Genomic DNA, 17,578 nt, shown 5'->3' on the forward strand with positions numbered 1-17,578 from the left:
CCACCCGACCATCCCCGCCCTCCGCGAACTCCAGATGCGCCGCCCAACCTCGCCGATCTAGGGCTTATCGCTGCCCGCAGAGATCAACTCACTGCGATAAGCCCTAGATCGGCGGGGAGGGGTTACACGTGCCGGCGGCTTTGGACGATGCGGAAACGGTTGGCCACGTATGCGCCGTCGGTGAGGGCGGAGTTGGCGGCGGCGTTCGCGCCGCTGCCGTGGAAGTCGGAGAAGGCGGCTGACTGGTTCACGAAGACCCCGCCGGTGAGGTTCGCCGACAGGTGCACCCCGGCCTCGATCGCGGCCTGCTCGGCGGCGTTCAGCACCGCCTCGTCGGTGGAGTAGATCCCGGCCGTCAACGCGCCCATCTCCCCCACCGTCGCGCGGAGGATCTCCAGGCTGTGCGCGGTGGAGTCGGTGGCGATGGCGAAGGAGATCGGCCCGAACCACTCCCGCGAGTAGGTCGCGGTGTCGCCCGCGTCCAGCTTGACGATCGCCGGCGTACGCACCACGGCCTCGGGGAAGGCCGGGTGCGCGACGGTACGCGACTCCAGCACCGGCTCGCCGACCTTGGTCACCTCGTCCAGCCGCTCCAGCACCCCGTCGTTGACGATCGCGCCGGTCAGCTCGACGCCCCGGGCCGGGTCGGCGGTGAGCTTGCCGACCGCGGCGGCGATCCCGCCGGCCACCTCGTCGAAGCTCTTGTGCCCCTGGTCGGTGTCGATGCCGTCGCGGGGGATCAGGATGTTCTGCGAGGTGGTGCACATCTGGCCGCTGTAGAGCGTGAGCGTGAAGCCCAGGTTGCGGCACATCCCGGCGAAGTCGTCGGTGGAGTCCACCACCACCGTGTTCAGGCCGGCCTTCTCGGTGTAGACCGCTGCCTGCCGGGCGTTGGCCTCCAGCCAGTCGCCGTACTCGGTGGAGCCGGTGAAGTCGACGATCTTCACGGCCGGGTGCAGGGCCAGGGTCGAGGCCAGTTTCTCGTCGGGGGCCTCGGGAGCGAGCAGCACCAGGTTCGGGTCGAAGCCGGCCTCGGCGAGCACCTCCCGGGCGTACCGCACGGTGACGGCGAGCGGCAGCACGGCACGCGGGTGCGGCTTGACCACGACCGGGTTGCCGGTGACGAGCGAGGCGAACAGGCCGGGGTACGAGTTCCAGGTCGGGAAGGTGTTGCAGCCGATGACCAGGGCCACCCCGCGGGGCACCACGTGGAAGGTCTTGCTCATCCGCAGCGGGTCGCCCTTGCCGGCGGCCTTCTCCCAGCTCGCCGTCGCGGGGTGCCGGGTCATCTCCGCGTACGAGTAGGCGAGCGCCTCCAGCGCGCGGTCGAGCGCGTGCGCGCCGCCGGCCTGGAAGGCCATCACGAACGCCTGGCCGCTGGTGAACTGCACCGCGTTGGCCAGCTCGAAGACGTGCTTGTGCAGCCGGTCGAGGATCTCCAGGCAGACGCCGACCCGGGCCTGCGGACCGGCGTCACGCCAGGCCGGCAGCGCCGCGGCGGCGGCGGTGACGAGCTGGTCGGCGGTGGCATGCGGGTAGCTGACGTTCAGCGCCACGCCGAACGGGCTGGTCTCGGTGGCGACCCGGTCGCCGTCGGTGGGCTGGTCGAGCGGGAAGTCGCCGCCCAGGTACGCCTCGAAGGCGGCCTTGCCGTCGGCGGCGGCGGTCTCGCCGTACACCCGGGGGCTCGGTGATTCCGGGTAGGCGGACCAGTACCCCCGCTCCGTGATCGCGGTCAGCGCACGGTGGAGGGTCTCGGCGTGCCTGTCGTAGAGGGGGTGCGGGGTGTCCGTCATGCCCGCCATCATGCAACAGAAACCCCCGCGATCAGTAGGGGCGTGTCACAACTCAGATGCTGAGCTGCCAGTCCGCACAGATCTCCGCCACCCGGTAGCCGAGCTGCTCGTTGATGGCGACCATGTGGTCGTTGACCGCCGCGTTCCAGGTGTCGATCACTCGCAGCTCCGGCTCGTGGGCCAGCACCTGCCGCAGGTTCTCGATCTTCACCAGCAGGCCGAGCCGGTGTCCCCGGTGCGCCGGATCGACGATGGTGATCTCCTGCAAGGCGTACCAGTTCGTGAGCGGACCGAGCTGGATCAGCGTCCAGGCGACCAGCCGACCGGTCTGCTCGTGCACCGCCCCCAGGTGGTAGCGCCGCCGCCCGCGCAACGCGTGGAGCCGCTCGGACTCCCGCAACCGCACGACGTCGATCTTCTCCGCCTCGATGGTCAGGTCACCGACCGGCGCGTCGATGTTCAGCCGGCTGCCCAACCGGGCGACGTCGGCCTCGTACTCCTCGGGGGCTGCGCCGCGCCAGGCCACGGTCCGGTAGCCGGCGGCCCGCGACCGGGCCTCGTCGTGCAGCGTGGCCAGCGCCGTTTCGTCGAGTCGGGTGGTGTCCAGCCGGCGGCGCACCATCGGCAATGCGGCCTGCGCGCCGACCGCCGCCGCGAAGGCCGCGCCGGGCGTCGGCCGGTCGGGTTCACCGGGCGCAGTGCCACCGACCTCCGCGATCAGCCGCTTGCGGCCGTGCTCGGCGACCAGCCGCCGGGCGTACCCGAGCAGCGTCCGGCCCACGCCGTGCCGCCGGTGCGCCGGGTCGACGAACAACTCGATGTAGGCGTTGTCGGTGTTCTCCAGTTGTGGCAGCCGGAGCCACAGGTAGCCGACTGTCTCGCCGCCCCGGCGGGCCAGCGCGCGGTGGATCAGGCTGCCGTACGGCGGATGGGCTGCGATCAGGCCGAACTCGGCGCGCTCGCCGGCCGGCACGTCCGGCGCGTCGACCTGCTGCGCCGCGGCGAAGATCCGGTACGCGTCGTCGAGCGCCGTCTCGTCGGACGGCTCGAACGGGGTGACGGCGATGTCCATGACCGCGAGCCTGCCCGGCCCGCTCCGACCGCCGCCACCCGTTTTCCGACAGCGGCTCCGCCGCCGTCACAGCGTCAGTTGCCAGTTGCTCCACCTGTCGGCCACCCGGAAACCGAGCTGCTCGTTGATCGCGATCATGTGGTCGTTGCTTGCCGCGTTGAAGGTGTCGATCGCCCGCACGGCCGGCTCGTGGGCGAGCAGGTGCCGCAGATTCTCGATCTTGGCGAGCAGGCCGAGCCGATGCCCCCGATGATCGGGATCGACGATGGTGATCTGCTGGAACGCGTGCCAGTCCGCGGAGGCACCCAGGTCCAGCAGGGTCCACGCGACGAGCCGCCCGGACGCGGCGTGCCGGACCCCGGCGTGATAACGCCGCTTGCCCCGCGCCTTCAGGACCGCGTCGGTAGCGCGTACCCGCTCCGCGTCGACCGCCTCCGGCTCCCAGGCCAGATCGCCCATCGGGGCGTCGGCCAGCAGTCGCCCGTCCAGGTACGCCACGTCGGCGATCAACTCGTCCGGGGTGCCGCCACGCCAGCACAACACCTCGTAGCCGGTCGAGCGGGCCCGGGCGTCAGCCAGCAGCGAGTCCAGTTTCGCCTGGTCCAGCCCGGTGACGTCGAGTCGCCGCCGGACATCGGCCAGGGCATCGACCGCACCGACACTGGCGGCAAACGCGCTGGCCGGCGCCGGGCGGTCGGGTGCGCCGGGCAGATGCGCCCGGCTCATCGCGCTCACCCGGCGTCGCCCGCGCTCCCGCAGCACGCCGAGACCGTGCGCCAACAGGGACCGGCCCACCCCTCGGCGGCGGTACGCCGGGTGCACGGCCAGCTCGGCGGAGGCGTTCTCGGTGTTGTCCAGCTGCGGCAGGTCGAGCCCGAGGAAGCCGGCCGGCTCACCGTCGAGGTGTGCCAGCAGGTGGATCGGTTCGTTCCCCGGCATGGGATCGCGCAACAGGGTGCCGAACCGCTGCCGGCAGTACGGCGGGAAGTCCGGCTCGTCGGCGGCCACCTGCGCGGCAACGATCTGGTACGCCTGCTCGATCGCCGCTTCGTCGACCGCCCCGATCGGGGCGACAGTGATGCTCATGGCGGCAGGGTGCGCCAGGGACAAGCGAACGGGCCAGCGATTTTTCGCTGGCCCGTTCGTACGTTGGTCGGGAGGGTCGATCGCACAACGCCTCCGGCGTTGGGTCGTACAGACTTAAAGTCTCCGGCGAAACGCCCTCCCGCACGGAGCATTTTGCGCCGTCCGGTTCCTGCCGTCAAGTCCCCGCCGCGCGTTTCGCAAAACGCAAGGAAGGGCCCCTTGTTAACGCCTCATGTATAGGAAGGGCCCCTTATTAACAAGGGGAGAACTCAGCTGAGCAGACCGGCATCGCGAGCGGCCCGCAGGGACGGCTTGATCCGGTGGGTCGGGCCAACCTGACCGGCGACCGCGTCCAGGGTCTTGAGGCCCTCGCCGGTGTTGAACACCACGGTCTCCGCGGCCGGGTCCAGCTTGCCGGCCTCGATCAGCTTGCGCAGCACCGCGACGGTCACCCCGCCGGCGGTCTCCGCGAAAACCCCAGTGGTACGCGCCAGCAGCCGCACCCCGGCGCGGATCTCGTCGTCGTCGGCGTACTCCATCCAGCCGCCGGTGCGGCGCACCGCCTCCAGCGCGTACAACCCGGCGGCCGGGTCGCCGATGTTCAGCGACTTCGCGATGCCGGTGGGCTTGACCGGGGTGATGGTGTCGGTGCCGGCGTGCAGGGCGGTGGCGATCGGGTTGCAGCCGGCCGACTGCGCGCCGAAGACCTTCCAGCCGCCGGCCGGCGCCTCGACCAGACCGATCTCGACCAACTCGGTGAACGCCTTGTCAATCTTGGTGAGCAGTTCACCGGAGGCCATCGGGATGACCACCTGGGCGGGAATGCGCCAGCCGAGCTGCTCGGCCACCTCGTAGCCGAGCGTCTTCGAGCCTTCGGCGTAATACGGTCGGACGTTGACGTTGACGAACGCGGTGTCCTCGAACTCGTCGGTCTCCACCAGCTCACCGCAGAGCCGGTTGACGTCGTCGTAGGAACCGTCGATGGCGACCAGCTCACCGCCGTAGACCGCGGTGGTCACCACCTTGCCCGGCTCCAGGTCGCTGGGGATGAAGACCACCGACGGGGCGCCCACCCGGGCCGCGTGCGCGGCGACCGAGTTGGCCAGATTGCCGGTGGAGGCACAGGCGAACCGGGAGAAACCGAGCGTACGGGCGGCGGTGAGCGCCACCGACACCACCCGGTCCTTGAAGGAGTGGGTCGGGTTGGCGCTGTCGTCCTTGACCCAGAGCGGGGCGGTGAGGCCCAGCTCGGCGGCGAGCCGGTCGGCGGCCACCAGCGGCGTGAACCCCGGGTCCAGGGTGACCCGGGTGGCCGGGTCCTGACCGGCGGGGAGCAGGGCGGCGTACCGCCAGATGTTGCGCGGGCCGGCCTCGATCTGCTCCCGGGTGACGGTGGCGAGCGCGGCCGGGTCGTAGTCGACCTCCAGCGGGCCGAAACACTCGTAACAGGCGTGCTGGGCGGCGAGCGGGTAGCGGGCCGAACAGCCCCGACAGACCAGGGCGCGAGCGGGGCTGGTGGCGGTGTCGATACCAGGAGCGGCGAGCGTCGACGTCATGTCGAAGTCCTCTCATCTTTCCCCGCATCGCACCGTGCGGCGGGGACGGAATTGGCACCTGCCCCGCCGGACGCTCAACAGTGAGCGCGCAGGGTGGTTGCCGGGGCTTCGTCGGGCCGTATCCCTCAGCCCCTCTGGATGAGGTATGCAGTTGTGTCGCCGAGTCTAGGCAATCCGAGGCCGTACGTCGCCAACCAATCTCAGCCTGTGAGCGATCCCTCAGCGGCACCGTCACGGGTCCCGGTGCCGCTGAGGGTCACCGTCAGGCCGGCACGGACCGCCGCTCGCCCGCGCCGAGTTCCGCGGTCTCGGCGCTTCGCTGCCGCAGCAGGTTGTCCACCGCCCAGCTGCCTGGGCCGAGCACCGCGACCAGGAAGAACGACCAGCAGAAGAGCACTGACAACTCGCCGTTGTTGCGCAGCGGCAGCAGCGCATCGGGTTGGTGGACCACGAAGTACGCGTACGCCATCGAGCCCGACGCCAGCAGTGCGGCGGGGCGGGTGAAGAGGCCGACGAGCACCAGCGCGCCGCAGAGCGCCTGGATCAGGGCGGCCCACCAGCCGGGCCAGACGCCGAGTGGGACCGGCTCGCCGCTACCGCGGTTGCCGCCGAAGACGCCGAACAACGACGCCAGGCCGTGACAGAGGAAAAGCAGGCCGATGACCATGCGGAACAGGGACAGGGCCGGCCCGCCGAACCGGTCGGTACGCATGTGGATACCTCCGTTGGAGATGAGTGGTGGGCATCCAGAATGCGGGAACCATTGATATTTGTCGATGCAATCTCTTCCTTTGGGAACGCTCCCAAAGCAATCTTACCGGCCCCGACTTCCGGAAGCAGGCACAGCCCTGCGGAAACCCGCTGCGACCTCGGCATTGTTCGGTTTATCCAGCGCATTCCGAGGCCCGGCTTAACTGGAAGGATTCCAGAATTCATCCCACGGTGGCCGACAAAGTTCCGGAAACAGTTCCCGGGCCGGGCGGGACCACAAGCGGCGGTGATCGGTGCGACGATGGCGCGATGCGGGGAACAGATCATGGAACGCGCCGCACCGGCGGGACCGGCCGGTGGCGTCGGCCGCTCGCGGCGATCGTCGTCACGGGCGCGCTACTCGCCGGCTGCGCACCTGCCGGGCGGCCCGGTGACAGCTCGGCGGCGGCCCCCGCCGGGTCACCGGCGCTGACACCGTCGACCCCGCCCGGCGTCGACCCGTTGCCCGGCGTCGACCCGTTGCCCGACGGGGAACGGGTACCCCGCCCGGGTCAGTCGACCGACCCGGACCGACCGACAAGCCCGGACGCCGAGACCACCTGCCCGGCGTCCGGCGTGCGGATCCGGTACCTGGGTGTCAACGCCGCCATGGGCCTGCGTGCCATGGGCCTGGAACTGCTCAACTGCGGCACCGGGCCGGTTGCGCTGCACGGCTACCCGGTGCTGCGGCTGCTGGACGCGGACGGGAAGCCGATCACCGTCCGGGTGATCCCGGGGGCGAAGGGGATCACCTCAGGCTTCGACAAGCCGCCCCGGCCACTGACGCTGGCTCCCGGCGAGGCGGCGGGCGCGGCTGTGCTCTGGCGCAACCTGGTCGACGATCCGACGGTGGTCGCGACGAACGCGGAACGTCTGGAGGTCGCCCCGGCGCCGGGTCAGCCGACGCAGGACATCGGCATGGAAGGCCCGCTCGATCTGGGCAACACCAACCGCGTCGGGGTCAGCGCCTGGCGGAAGCTCCCGCCCCGGGAGACTCCGACCCCGACACCATCGCCTGTCTCCCCCGCGCCGCTGCCCTGAGATCCTGGTCCGACATCGCCGGACGCGCGCACCAGGATCCGGTCAGGAGACCACGTCCTTACGGGTGAAGCGCCAGAAGGCCAGCCCCCAGAAGAGGGTGGCGTAGGAGATGGCGGAGATCGCGCCGCGGACGATGTCGTCGGTCTGCACCGGGGTGGAGAGCAGTCCCAGCCAAGCCGTGCTGTAGTGGGTCGGCAGGAACGACCGGATCGCGCCGAGCGCGGTGATCTGGTCCAGGATGCTGGACAGGATCCACAGCAGCACCGCGCCGCCCACCGCGCCCAGCGCCGCATCCGTGATCACCGAGAGCAGGAACGCCAGACCGGCGACCACCAGCAGCACCACCGCCAGGTAGCCGAGCACCGCGAGCAGGCGCAACAGTCCCTCACCCGGTTCGAGTTGCGCGGCGACCGTGCTGCGCAGCGGTGACCAGCCGTACCGGAGCGTGCCGATCAGCAGTGCCGTGCCGGCGAGCAGCAGCAGCGCCAACGCCGAGTAGGTGAGCGCGACCAGCAGCTTGATCGCCAGCAGGCGGGCCCGGGGCACCGGCACCGCCAGCAGGTAGCGCAGGCTGCCCCAGCTCGCCTCGCTGGCCACGGTGTCCCCGCAGAACAGCGCCACCACCACGACCAGCAGGAACGAGGCCGAGACGAAGATGCTGAACAGGGTGAAGTTCAGCCCGCCCGAGGTGGCGAACGAGACGAGGCTGCCGAACTCGCCCCCACCGTTGTCGTCGTCCCCCGAGTCGAACTGGAACGCGATCAGGATGATCAGCGGCAACAGCACCATGAAACCCAGGGCCAACTGGGTACGCCGACGCGCCGCCTGCCGGCGGAACTCCGCAGCGAACGGCAGCGTCCTCGACGGTCGGTAGCCGGCCGCCGAGCCCGACGCCGACACCCCACCCGGCGCACCCGACGGCACCACCCCGGTCGCCACCCCCGACGGCGTCGGCTCGTCGCCGTCCCGCGTCGGTTCGTCAGTCGATCCCGCCATCACCGGTCCCCGCTTCCCCGAGAGTTCTCGCCGACCAGGGCGAGGAAGGCGTCCTCCAAGCGGCGCCGGGGCACCACCCGGTTCACTCCGACACCGGCCCGGACCAGCTCGGCCACCACCTCGCTGCGGGCGGTGCCGTTGGTGTCCACGACCAGCTGCCCGTCGGCGTCGTCGAGCACCCGAACGCCACCGAGACCGTCGAGCACGGTCCGGGCCGCAGTCGGGTCATTCACCTCGAACAGCACGCTCGGCGAGTCGCCGACGATCTCCTCGACCGGCCCGGAGGCAACGATCCGGCCCTTGTTGACCACCACCGCGTGGGTGCAGGTCTGCTCCACCTCGGCGAGCAGGTGGCTGGAGACCAGCACCGCCCGGCCGTCGGTGGCGTAGCGCTGAAGCACCCGCCGCATCTCGGCGATCTGCGGCGGGTCGAGCCCGTCGGTCGGCTCGTCGAGCACCAGCAGCTCCGGCAGGCCGAGCATGGCCTGGGCGATGGCCAACCGCTGCCGCATGCCGTGGCTGTACTTGCGGACCTTCCGGTGCACCGACGAGCCCAGGCCGGCGATCTCCAGCGCCTGCGCGAAGTGGGCGTCGTCGGCCGGTCGACCCGTCGCCCGCCAGTACGCCTTCAGGTTCTCCAGACCGGACATGTGCGGCAGGAAGCCGGGGCCCTCGACCAGCGCGCCGATCCGCGACAGCACCGGCGAGCCGGGGACCAGCCGATGACCGAAGACGTAGATCTCCCCGGCGGTCGGCTGGGTCAGCCCCATCAGCACCCGCAGGGTGGTGGTCTTGCCGGCACCGTTCGGCCCCAACAGGCCGACCACCTGACCGGGGTGCACCTCGAAGTCCACCTCGGAGACGGCGACGAAGCCGTCCGCGTACTCCTTGCGCAGGTGGCGCACGGCCAGCGGGGTGTCCGCGTACTCCGGGTGGATGCTGGTGTCCTGGCGGCGGTGCCGCCAGCGGACCACGGCCACCAGCACGACGAGCCCGATCACGATCGCGGCGAGCAGCCCGACCAGCACCCAGCGCCAGAGCGCCGCCTCGGTCGGGATCGGCTCGGCGTCGACGGTGGGCAGGCTCACCGGCGCGTCGCCGAGTGCCACGGTGTGCACGGTCGGCTCGATCGGAGTGGCGTACGCCTGGTCCGAGGTGGCCACGACCAGCCGCAGCCGGTGCCCGGCCTCGACCCGGTGCACGATCGCCGGCAGGGTGACGGTGACCGGCTGCGCGGCGTCGATGCTCTCCGGCAGACCGGTCAGCCGCACCGGGGCGATCAGTCCGCTGGGCAGGGTGGCCGCGCCCTCCTGGTTGACGTCGTAGAGCTTGACGAAGAGGACCGCCTCGCCGGTGGCGGAGGCCGCGCGGAGCTGCACGGTCGGCGACCCGACCACGTCCACGGCCTCGGTGAGCGGTGCCGACTCGAACCTGGCGTGCTGGCCGGGGATGTCGCCGGCCACCCCGCTGAGGAAGGAACTCAGCGAGCCGGCGAAGGGCACCGACGAGATGGCGGCCGGGTTGCGTCCCGGCGGGTTCGCCACCGGCTGCGCCGGCCCGGCCACCGGCACCTCCTGCCGGGCGTTGCCGGCGAGGCCGGGGTAGTCGGTGGTGCGGTACCCGGTCGCGACCAGCCCACGATCCATCGCGTCGAAGCCGGCGATCCGGGAGAAGGTGAAGGTGTCGGCGGGAGTCTCCGGGCCCTGCGCGACGTAGCGGTCGAGCCACTGCGCGGTCAGGAACTTCACCCGGTCGGAGTCACTGGTCGGACCGGCGCCGCCGTCGTGCCCGCCGGTGAACCAGGCCACCCGGACCTGGGTGCCGTTCGCGGCGATGCCCCGGGCGTTGGCGTCGGCCTCGGCGAGCGGGAAGAGGGTGTCCGCGCTGCCCTGCACCAGCAGGGTGGGCGCGGTGATCCGGTCCAGCACCTCGGACGGGCTGGAGCGCCGCAGCAGGTCCACGGCGGCCTGGTCGGCCCGGCCGGTGGCGGCGATACGCAGGTACGTGGCGCAGATGTCGGCGGCGAACCGGCCACATGACGGGTTCAGGCCACCGCCGTTGGCCGGGGCACCCGGAGCGGTTCCCGGACCGGTGCCCGGTGCCGGGCTGGGCGGGCCGGGCGCGGGCGCGCCCTCCGGCGCCTCCTCGGTGGTGCCGGAGATGCCTGTCGGGCCGGATCCGGTGCTCCCGCCGCCGCCGAAGAAGATGCCGGCCCAGCCGGACTTGAAGACACCGTCGGTCGGCGCCGCACCGGTGCTCTCCGGCAGGAAGGAGCGGGCCAGGTCGTTCCAGGTGATCATCGGGACGATCGCGTCCACCCGCTGGTCCTGCGCGGCGAGCAGGAGCGCCAGGGCACCGCCGTAGGAGCCGCCGACCACGCCCACCCGAGGGTCACCGGCCGCGTCGGTGCGGATCTCCGGGCGTTCCGCGAGCCAGTCGAGCAGCCGCTGGGCGTCGCGTACCTCGTAGTCCGGGTGGTCCAGGTGGATCTGGCCGCCGCTGCGCCCGAAGCCCCGGGCCGTCCAGGTCAGCACCGCGTAGCCCCGGTCGGCCAGCTCCTCGGCGTCGGTGCGGACCGAGTCCTTGGTGCCGCCGAAGCCGTGCGCCAGCAGCACCGCCGGCACCTCGCGGCCATCGCCGGCGTCGCGCGGCAGGTAGAGGGTGGTGTCCAGGTCTACCGGCTCGTCGCCGTTCGGGCCGGAGCGGACGGTGAGCACCGCGGACTCGGTGCGGAACCCGGGCCGGTCCGGCCAGACGGCCCAGACCACTGCCGCCGCCAACAGGACCAGGGCCACCGCGGCGGCGACGGCCCGGCGACCGGTGGGCAGGACACGGCGGATCCGCGCGGCCGCAAACGGCGATCTCATGCGGCACACGGTACGGGCCGAAGTCTGAGTGTTAGCTGAGATCCGCCGTACGTCCGTCCTGAGCAGCCAACCGGCAGAAGAAACAGGTCAACCGCCCAGCACCCACTGAGCGGACCTCGCCGCGATTCCACATGGTGGAAACTTTCGCTTTCGAGACAAGAAGCAGATGACTCATCTTTCGACGCGGGAACGGCACTGAACGTGCATCACCCCATGATTCAGCGTCACACCAGGGGATCTGACGCAAAACTGACCGGCGCAGATAGCTACCAGCTCATCGCGCTTCGGTTAGTTTTCCGGTCCGGCGCACGGGACTGGCTTCTCACGCCGCCCTTCAAGCTGCGCAATCGCCGGAGGAGACCACCATGACCGCTTCCGCGCCGCGGGCCCGCCGCCGGCCCCGGACACCGGGCCGATTGTTGCCCCTACTGCTCGCCACCGCGCTGCTACTGCCGGTGGCGTTCCTGGTTCTCCAAGCCCACCGTGGCATCGTCGCCGACCGCGAGGTTCTCGAACGGGAGCGACTCGGCGTCGAGTACATCCGCGCCCTCGGCCCGGTCACCGAGGCGCTCGTCGATGCGCAGACCGCTGCGGTCACCGGTCAGCCACCACCGCGGGAGGGGCTGAACAAGGCCGTCGAGCATGCCGCGACCGTCGACGCCCGCATCGGCGGCGAGCTGGGTACCAGTGAGCGCTGGGCCGGGCTGCGGGCGAAGTTGGAGGCCCTGCCCGAGCGGTCGCTGACGAACCCCGAGGTCGCCTTCACCGCCTACAGCGAGGTGACCGACCTGCTCCTGTCCCTGCACGGCAAGGTGCGGGAAACCTCGGGTCTGATCCGGGACTCCGGCGCCGACTCGTACTTCCTCCAGGACGGCATCGGCGAGGAAATGCCGGAGGCCCTGGTGACCGCTGGCCGACTTAACGACATGGGCGTACTGATCGCCGCTCGGCCCGCCGCCGACCGGGCCAGTTCCCTCGCCGAACTGTCCACCCTGCGGTTCTCGGCGCTGCAACCCGCCAGCGACCTGGTGAGCAACCTTCAAGCGGCGGTGGACAGCTCGGAGAGCACCGAGTTGGGCGGCGACGTGCTGGCCCCGTTCGACCTCTACCAGCAGGCCATCGAGACGATGGCAGTCGCCGCGCAGCCGACCGGTCGGGTCGGCACGGTGGACATCGCGCGACTCACCGCCGCGCGGCAACAGGCGCAACAGGCCGCCCAGCAGCTCCAGCCGGTCATCCTGGACGAGATCGACCGACTGCTGCAGCAACGCATCGATCAGCTGGACCGCGAAGACCTGGGCGTCCTCGGCGCGGGCACGGTGGCCGGGCTGCTCATCGCCGCCCTGATGGCGATCGGCTGGCTGTCCACCCGCCCGTCCGGCGGCCCCGTCGGCGCGCACGCCGCGACCGGCGACACCGCGCTTGAGCCGATGCCGCGCACCGCCCACGAGCCGATCCCGGACCGCCAGGCGCAAGAACAGGTGCCCGCGCTCCAGTCCGCAGGTCAGGGCAGCGAAGCCGGCGGGTGGAGGCCCTTCGATGTTGCTCGATAGATTCCGGATCCGGGGCAAGCTCACCGCACTGGTGATCGTTCCGGTGCTCGCCGTGTTCGGCCTGACCCTGCCGGTGGTCTTCGAGCGGGTCGGGGTGGCACAGCGGGCCGGTGACGTGGAAGCGACCATCCAGGTGGCCGGCCGCATCGGCAGTCTGCTCCAGCACCTTCAGCACGAACGCATGCTCGCCTTCGGTCTGCTGCTCGGCCAGGTCGAGCGCAGCGAGCTGGTTCAGGAGATCGCCGAGGTCGACGACATGGTCGTCGACCTCCGCACAGACCTCGGCGACCTGCTGCCCGACGAGGTGTCCGCGGCCATCGACGGAGTCAAGCAGTTGGCCGAGGTCCGCGCGGCCGCACTGACCGGGCAGGCCGACGTGGCACAGATCCTCGGCGCGTACGGGCCGACGAACACCGCCTTGATCGCCTCGTTGCGCCTGCCGTTCGACGTGGACACCCGCACCAAGGCCGGTCAGCAGGTGCTGGCGCTGGACCGGATCCTCCGGATGGGCGAGGGGCTCTCCCTCGGTGGCGCCCTGACCGTGCTGCTCGCGGCGGATCCGGACCCGCAGTTGGCCAGCCTGTTCGTGGCGAACAACGCCGCTCTCCTCGCGGAGAGCCAGCAGGTGCTCCCACTGCTCACCCCCGGACAGTTGGAGCTGGTCACCCTCGAACAGACCGCGGTCGCCGCCCGAACCAGCCCGGAGTTCCTGGAACGCAGCGCCTTGGACCCGGTGGGGGCGGTCGCCGGACTGAATGTCAGGGACCTCTTCCCGGCCATGAGCTCGATGATCACACTTGGCCAGTTCGTCGAGAAGAGGCTGATCGCAGAGGTCACCGCCGAGGTCCGCGCCGAGCGCCAGGCGGCGCTGACCACCGCGTACTCGGTCCTCGCCCTGGTGTTGCTGATCCTGATCGGTGTGGTGGCGCTCGCCGTGACGATCGGCCGGTCGGTGACCCTGCCGTTGACCCGGCTCACCCGGTCCGCGGACCGGGTCGCCCGGATCACCGAGTCCGAGCTGACCAAGATCGCCGACGACGAGACGGACGTCGCCCAACCGGTCCGCCTTGACGCGCTCGACGTACGCGCCCGCGACGAGATCGGTGACCTGGCCCGAGCCTTCGAGCGGGTGCAGGACACGGCGGCTCGGCTGGTGGAACGGCAGGCGGCCAGCCGGCGCAACGTGGCCCAGATGTTCGGTCACGTCGGTCGGCGTACCCAGAACCTGGTCGGTCGACAGTTGGCGTTGATCGACCGGTTGGAGCGAGAGGAGACCAGCCCAGATCGGCTGGAGAGCCTCTATCGGCTCGACCACATCTCCAGCCGACTGCGGCGAAACGCCGGCAGCCTGGTGGTGCTCTCCGGTGCCACCGGAGAGGACCCCCACCTGGCACCGGTGCCACTGGGCGACGTGGTCCGCCTGGCGCTCGGCGAAATCGAGGACTACACCCGGGTGGACGTGCAGTTTCCCCCCGGGGTGGCAGCCGCGCCCGCGATCGTCACCGACCTCATGCTGGTGTTGGCGGAGCTGATGGAGAACAGCACCGTCTTCTCCCCGCCGCACACCCGAGTGACAGTCACCGGCGAACTCACCCGGGTCGGCGCCAGCATCTCCGTGGTGGACCACGGCATCGGCATGACCGAGGTGCGGATGGCCGAGGAGAACGCGCGGCTCACCCGACGGGAGCGGCTCGACCTCGCACCGACCGAGGTGCTCGGGCTCTTCGTGGTGGGCCGGCTGGCCCGCCGACACGGCTGGCAGGTCACGCTCACCGGTACCAGCGGTGGCGGCGTCACCGTCAATCTGCTGGTACCGATGTCCGCGCTGGTGGTCGGTCCGCCCGAGCAGCCCGGTGCGGCAGTGGTGCCGTTCGCCCGGACCGCCCGATCCGGTGCTGGCCGGGAAGCACAGAGCGGTAACCGGCAGCCGGCCAACGGCAGTTCCACCTCTCCAGGACGTGCGCTGGCGGTGGTCAGCGGATCGACCCGACCAGCGGTCGACTCGACGGCCCTACCCGGATTCGATTCCCGACTGCTGAGCCGGGCCACCGAGAGCCTTGAGGTCTCCGAGTCGTGGGACGCCTTCGCCACGAGTTCGGCCCCCGTCGCCGCCGAGCCGGAACCGGCAGCGGCCCCGCCCGCCGCAACGGGACGAGCCCGGGTGGCGCACGTGGCGACGCCGGCACCGCCCGGCGCGGTGGCCGGAATGCGGCAGCGGGTGCCCGGCGCCAGCCTGCCGGCGAGCGCGCCCCGGGTGGATCCCGTCGGCACCACCAGCGCCGACCCGGTTGCCGCCCGCGCCCTGGTCGAACAGTTCGAGTCCGGCGTACGCAGAGCCGAACAAACCAGGGCAGAAGCCCTGCCCGGACCGGTCGGTACCGCGCCGCTCGGCACGACACGGCCCGTCGGCGCGGCGCCCCAGTCGAAGCTGACCCGGCGGGTGCCCGGAGCCAACCTGGTCGTGCCGCCGCCCCGACCGGCACCCGCGCACACCCCGGGCAACCCGGCCGAGGTCCGCGAACTCATGAACGCGTTCGAGACCGGGGTGGCCCGAGCTCTACGCGTTGTCCGTCCCGATCACAGCAACGAAGAAGGAACATCACGGTGACAAGCCCGAACGTGCACGAGAATCTCGATCACCAGATTCATCCGGCTGGTGACCTGAGCCCCGAAGCTCGTACCTTCAACTGGCTGCTGGACTCCTTCACCTCAGGCACAGCCGGGGTACGGGAAGCAATCGCGGTGTCCTCGGATGGCCTACTGATGGCCATGTCCTCGATCAAGGATCGGTCGAACGCGGAGCGACTCGCCGCCGTGGTCTCCGGCATGACCAGCCTGGCCGGCGGCGTGGCCAGCTGGTACGCGCTCGGTGGGCTGAACCGAGTGGTGGTGGACATGGCCGACGGCTACCTGTTGATCACCGCGATCAGCAGCGGCTCCGTGCTCGGCGTGGTCGCCGACCGGTCGGCCAACCTGGGCACCGTCGCGTACGAGATGACCCTGTTCGCCGGTCGGGCCGGTAGTGCGCTCACCCCACGCCTGATCGCCGAACTCAAGAACGCCGTACAGCAATGAACCCCGACGCCGCCGGAGCGGGTCCGGAACGGATCTTCCGGATCCGCCCCTACCTGCGGGAGAACGCTCTGCCCGGCGGCTCCGGGCCGGCGGCCACGTCGGCGGCGGTCGGAGCGGAGCCGGAAGCAGGGCCGTCCGGGCCCCGCCCCTTCGTGCTCACTGCCGGACGGGTGACCGGCGCGGACCCGGCGATCGGCCTGGAGACCCAGGTGACCGCCAGATTCACCGAGCCATGGAGCTATGGAGCCGGCCACCTGCCGCCCGAACAACAGGCGATCGTGGCACTCTGCGCCGAGCCGATCTCGGTAGCCGAAATATCCGCCAAGACCCGGCTGCAACTCGGCGTGGCCCGGGTCCTGGTGGGAGATCTGCGGGCCGCCGGCCACTTGGACGTACACGTCGTGGACACCAGCGACGTCCTTAAACCCGATGTCATCCTACGAGTGATTGATGGACTCCGTGCGATCTCCTGACTGGCCGGTCGCCCCCGGGGGCGCGCCAACTTCGAACAGCCTTGTGGACAACCACGGCGGACCTGCGTCCGCCCCAACCCACGTGGGACGGGCGGCGCTGCCCGCGGCGAGCAACCCGGCGGCGCACCTGCCGCCGGCGGTGCCCGGTGACGCGTCCCGTCCCGCCCCACCGATCCCCGTCAAGATCGTGATTGCCGGCGGCTTCGGGGTCGGGAAGACCACCGCCGTCGGCGCGATCTCGGAGATCGTTCCGCTGACCACGGAGGCGGTGATGACCGCCGCCGGCATCGGGATCGACGACCCGGGGCAACACTCCACGAAGACCACCACCACCGTGGCGATGGACTTCGGTTGCGTCACCATCGACCGCAGCCTGAAGCTCTACCTGTTCGGCACCCCCGGGCAGGCCCGCTTCGGCTTCATGTGGGACGACCTGACCGAGGGGGCACTCGGTGCCCTGGTGGTGGTCGACAGCGCTCGGCTGGACGACTGCTATCCGGCGGTCGACTATTTCGAGCAGACCGGTCTACCCTTTGTGGTTGCGGTGAACGCCTTCGACGGCGAGCTTGCGCACGACCTCGAATCGATCCGGTGGGCCCTGGCCATCAGCGAACACGTACCCCTGGTGCAGTTCGACGCTCGGGATCGGATCTCGGTGCGGGACGCCCTGCTGGTCGTCCTGGACCGGGCCCTGGACCGCGCCACCCGGGACAGCCGGGCCTGAGCCGACCGGCTCGCGGTTCCTCGTGGGAAGGGGTGAGGCGGATGAGAGGCGGACTTGACGAGACCCTTGCTCGGTTGCGCCGACGTGAGGAGGCGTTGCGCCGACGGGCGGCGGAGTCGACCGGGGCGACCGGCGACCAGTTCCGGTCACCCGAGGACCAGAGCGGCCCGCCGGATCCGGACCGGACCGACACGGGCCTGAGCCGGACCGACAGCCGCGACCTGGCACCTGGTTGGGCTGGCAGCCGCGAGCTGAACCTGGAGGCATCCCAGCGCCACGTGTTGGAGGACGCCGCCGAAGCGCTGCGGGCAGTCGTCGCGGCACACCCGCGGACCTCGGTCGCCGCCCGGATCGAGCACGACGGACAGGCGTACGACCTGCGGGCGGCCTGGTCCGACGGTGAGGTCACGGTCACCGGGCAGCCTGCCGCGCCGCCGCCGTCCTGGCCGATGTCGGCGAACACCGGGCCGGGCTCGCCGGCCGACCCGGAGGGCCTCGAAGCAGACCCGGCGGCCCGGCTGGCCGCGCTGATCCGGCGCAACCCGTCCCTGCTCACAGGCGAGGAGCCACCGGGCTGACCGGACGAAGG

General features: G+C 71.1%; 14 protein-coding genes and 1 riboswitch. Of the genes, 7 read left to right on the forward strand and 7 right to left on the reverse strand.

The features are described 5' to 3' along the window. Positions 1-122: 122 nt before the first annotated feature. The 5 genes from paaN to C1I93_RS06275 form a co-directional block, all read right to left on the reverse strand. Positions 123-1,796 carry a phenylacetic acid degradation protein PaaN gene (gene paaN / locus C1I93_RS06255; protein ID WP_181445036.1) on the reverse strand — a complete coding sequence of 558 codons (1,674 nt, stop codon included), beginning with the start codon at positions 1,794-1,796 and terminating at the stop codon, positions 123-125. A 52-nt stretch (positions 1,797-1,848) separates the two neighbouring features. Continuing rightward, complete coding sequence (locus C1I93_RS06260) at positions 1,849-2,868, reverse strand: GNAT family N-acetyltransferase (RefSeq protein ID WP_111242270.1); 1,020 nt, start codon at positions 2,866-2,868, stop codon at positions 1,849-1,851. Between the two features lie 66 nt (positions 2,869-2,934). Further along, the gene (locus C1I93_RS06265) at positions 2,935-3,954 is read right to left on the reverse strand and encodes a GNAT family N-acetyltransferase (RefSeq protein ID WP_111242271.1); all 1,020 of its coding nucleotides are present in this window, start codon (positions 3,952-3,954) and stop codon (positions 2,935-2,937) included. Positions 3,955-4,223: 269 nt separating this feature from the next. After that, on the reverse strand, positions 4,224-5,510 hold the full coding sequence (thrC, locus tag C1I93_RS06270) for a threonine synthase (RefSeq protein WP_111242272.1): 1,287 nt from the start codon (positions 5,508-5,510) through the stop codon (positions 4,224-4,226). A 9-nt stretch (positions 5,511-5,519) separates the two neighbouring features. Then, positions 5,520-5,655: riboswitch (SAM riboswitch) on the reverse strand. Between the two features lie 117 nt (positions 5,656-5,772). After that, positions 5,773-6,222 (reverse strand): DoxX family protein, encoded by a 450-nt coding sequence (locus C1I93_RS06275; RefSeq protein ID WP_111242273.1) that lies wholly within the window; start codon positions 6,220-6,222, stop codon positions 5,773-5,775. 308 nt (positions 6,223-6,530) lie between these two features. On the opposite strand from C1I93_RS06275, the gene C1I93_RS06280 reads away from it, so the two are divergent. Beyond that, a complete protein-coding gene (locus tag C1I93_RS06280) occupies positions 6,531-7,301 on the forward strand; it encodes a DUF4232 domain-containing protein (RefSeq protein ID WP_111242274.1) in 771 nt (256 codons plus the stop codon). 42 nt (positions 7,302-7,343) lie between these two features. On the opposite strand, the gene C1I93_RS06285 is transcribed toward C1I93_RS06280, so the two are convergent. Both C1I93_RS06285 and C1I93_RS06290 read right to left on the reverse strand, forming a co-directional pair. Next, positions 7,344-8,300 carry an ABC transporter permease gene (locus C1I93_RS06285; protein ID WP_223256255.1) on the reverse strand — a complete coding sequence of 319 codons (957 nt, stop codon included), beginning with the start codon at positions 8,298-8,300 and terminating at the stop codon, positions 7,344-7,346. Beyond that, positions 8,297-11,164, reverse strand: a complete 2,868-nt coding sequence (locus tag C1I93_RS06290; RefSeq protein WP_111242275.1) for an alpha/beta fold hydrolase — start codon at positions 11,162-11,164, stop codon at positions 8,297-8,299. Before C1I93_RS06290 ends, C1I93_RS06285 begins: the two co-directional genes overlap by 4 nt. 365 nt (positions 11,165-11,529) lie before the next feature. On the opposite strand from C1I93_RS06290, the gene C1I93_RS06295 reads away from it, so the two are divergent. From C1I93_RS06295 to C1I93_RS06320, 6 genes are read left to right on the forward strand one after another with little or no spacing between them, the layout of a single operon-like run. Continuing rightward, on the forward strand, positions 11,530-12,717 hold the full coding sequence (locus tag C1I93_RS06295; RefSeq protein WP_111242276.1) for a hypothetical protein: 1,188 nt from the start codon (positions 11,530-11,532) through the stop codon (positions 12,715-12,717). Then, complete coding sequence (locus C1I93_RS06300; protein WP_111242277.1) at positions 12,704-15,325, forward strand: sensor histidine kinase; 2,622 nt, start codon at positions 12,704-12,706, stop codon at positions 15,323-15,325. The genes C1I93_RS06295 and C1I93_RS06300 overlap by 14 nt, the downstream gene beginning before the upstream one ends. After that, the gene (locus C1I93_RS06305) at positions 15,322-15,792 is read left to right on the forward strand and encodes a roadblock/LC7 domain-containing protein (RefSeq protein ID WP_111242278.1); all 471 of its coding nucleotides are present in this window, start codon (positions 15,322-15,324) and stop codon (positions 15,790-15,792) included. Before C1I93_RS06300 ends, C1I93_RS06305 begins: the two co-directional genes overlap by 4 nt. Continuing rightward, positions 15,789-16,265 (forward strand): DUF742 domain-containing protein, encoded by a 477-nt coding sequence (locus C1I93_RS06310; protein WP_111242279.1) that lies wholly within the window; start codon positions 15,789-15,791, stop codon positions 16,263-16,265. Before C1I93_RS06305 ends, C1I93_RS06310 begins: the two co-directional genes overlap by 4 nt. Next, on the forward strand, positions 16,243-16,989 hold the full coding sequence (locus C1I93_RS06315; protein ID WP_111242280.1) for a GTP-binding protein: 747 nt from the start codon (positions 16,243-16,245) through the stop codon (positions 16,987-16,989). Before C1I93_RS06310 ends, C1I93_RS06315 begins: the two co-directional genes overlap by 23 nt. A 41-nt stretch (positions 16,990-17,030) precedes the next feature. Beyond that, on the forward strand, positions 17,031-17,567 hold the full coding sequence (locus tag C1I93_RS06320) for a hypothetical protein (protein ID WP_111242281.1): 537 nt from the start codon (positions 17,031-17,033) through the stop codon (positions 17,565-17,567). The last annotated feature ends 11 nt before the right edge of the window (positions 17,568-17,578 follow it).

Origin of the sequence: Micromonospora endophytica, from assembly GCF_003236305.1 — a bacterium.
Classification (GTDB): domain Bacteria; phylum Actinomycetota; class Actinomycetes; order Mycobacteriales; family Micromonosporaceae; genus Micromonospora; species Micromonospora endophytica.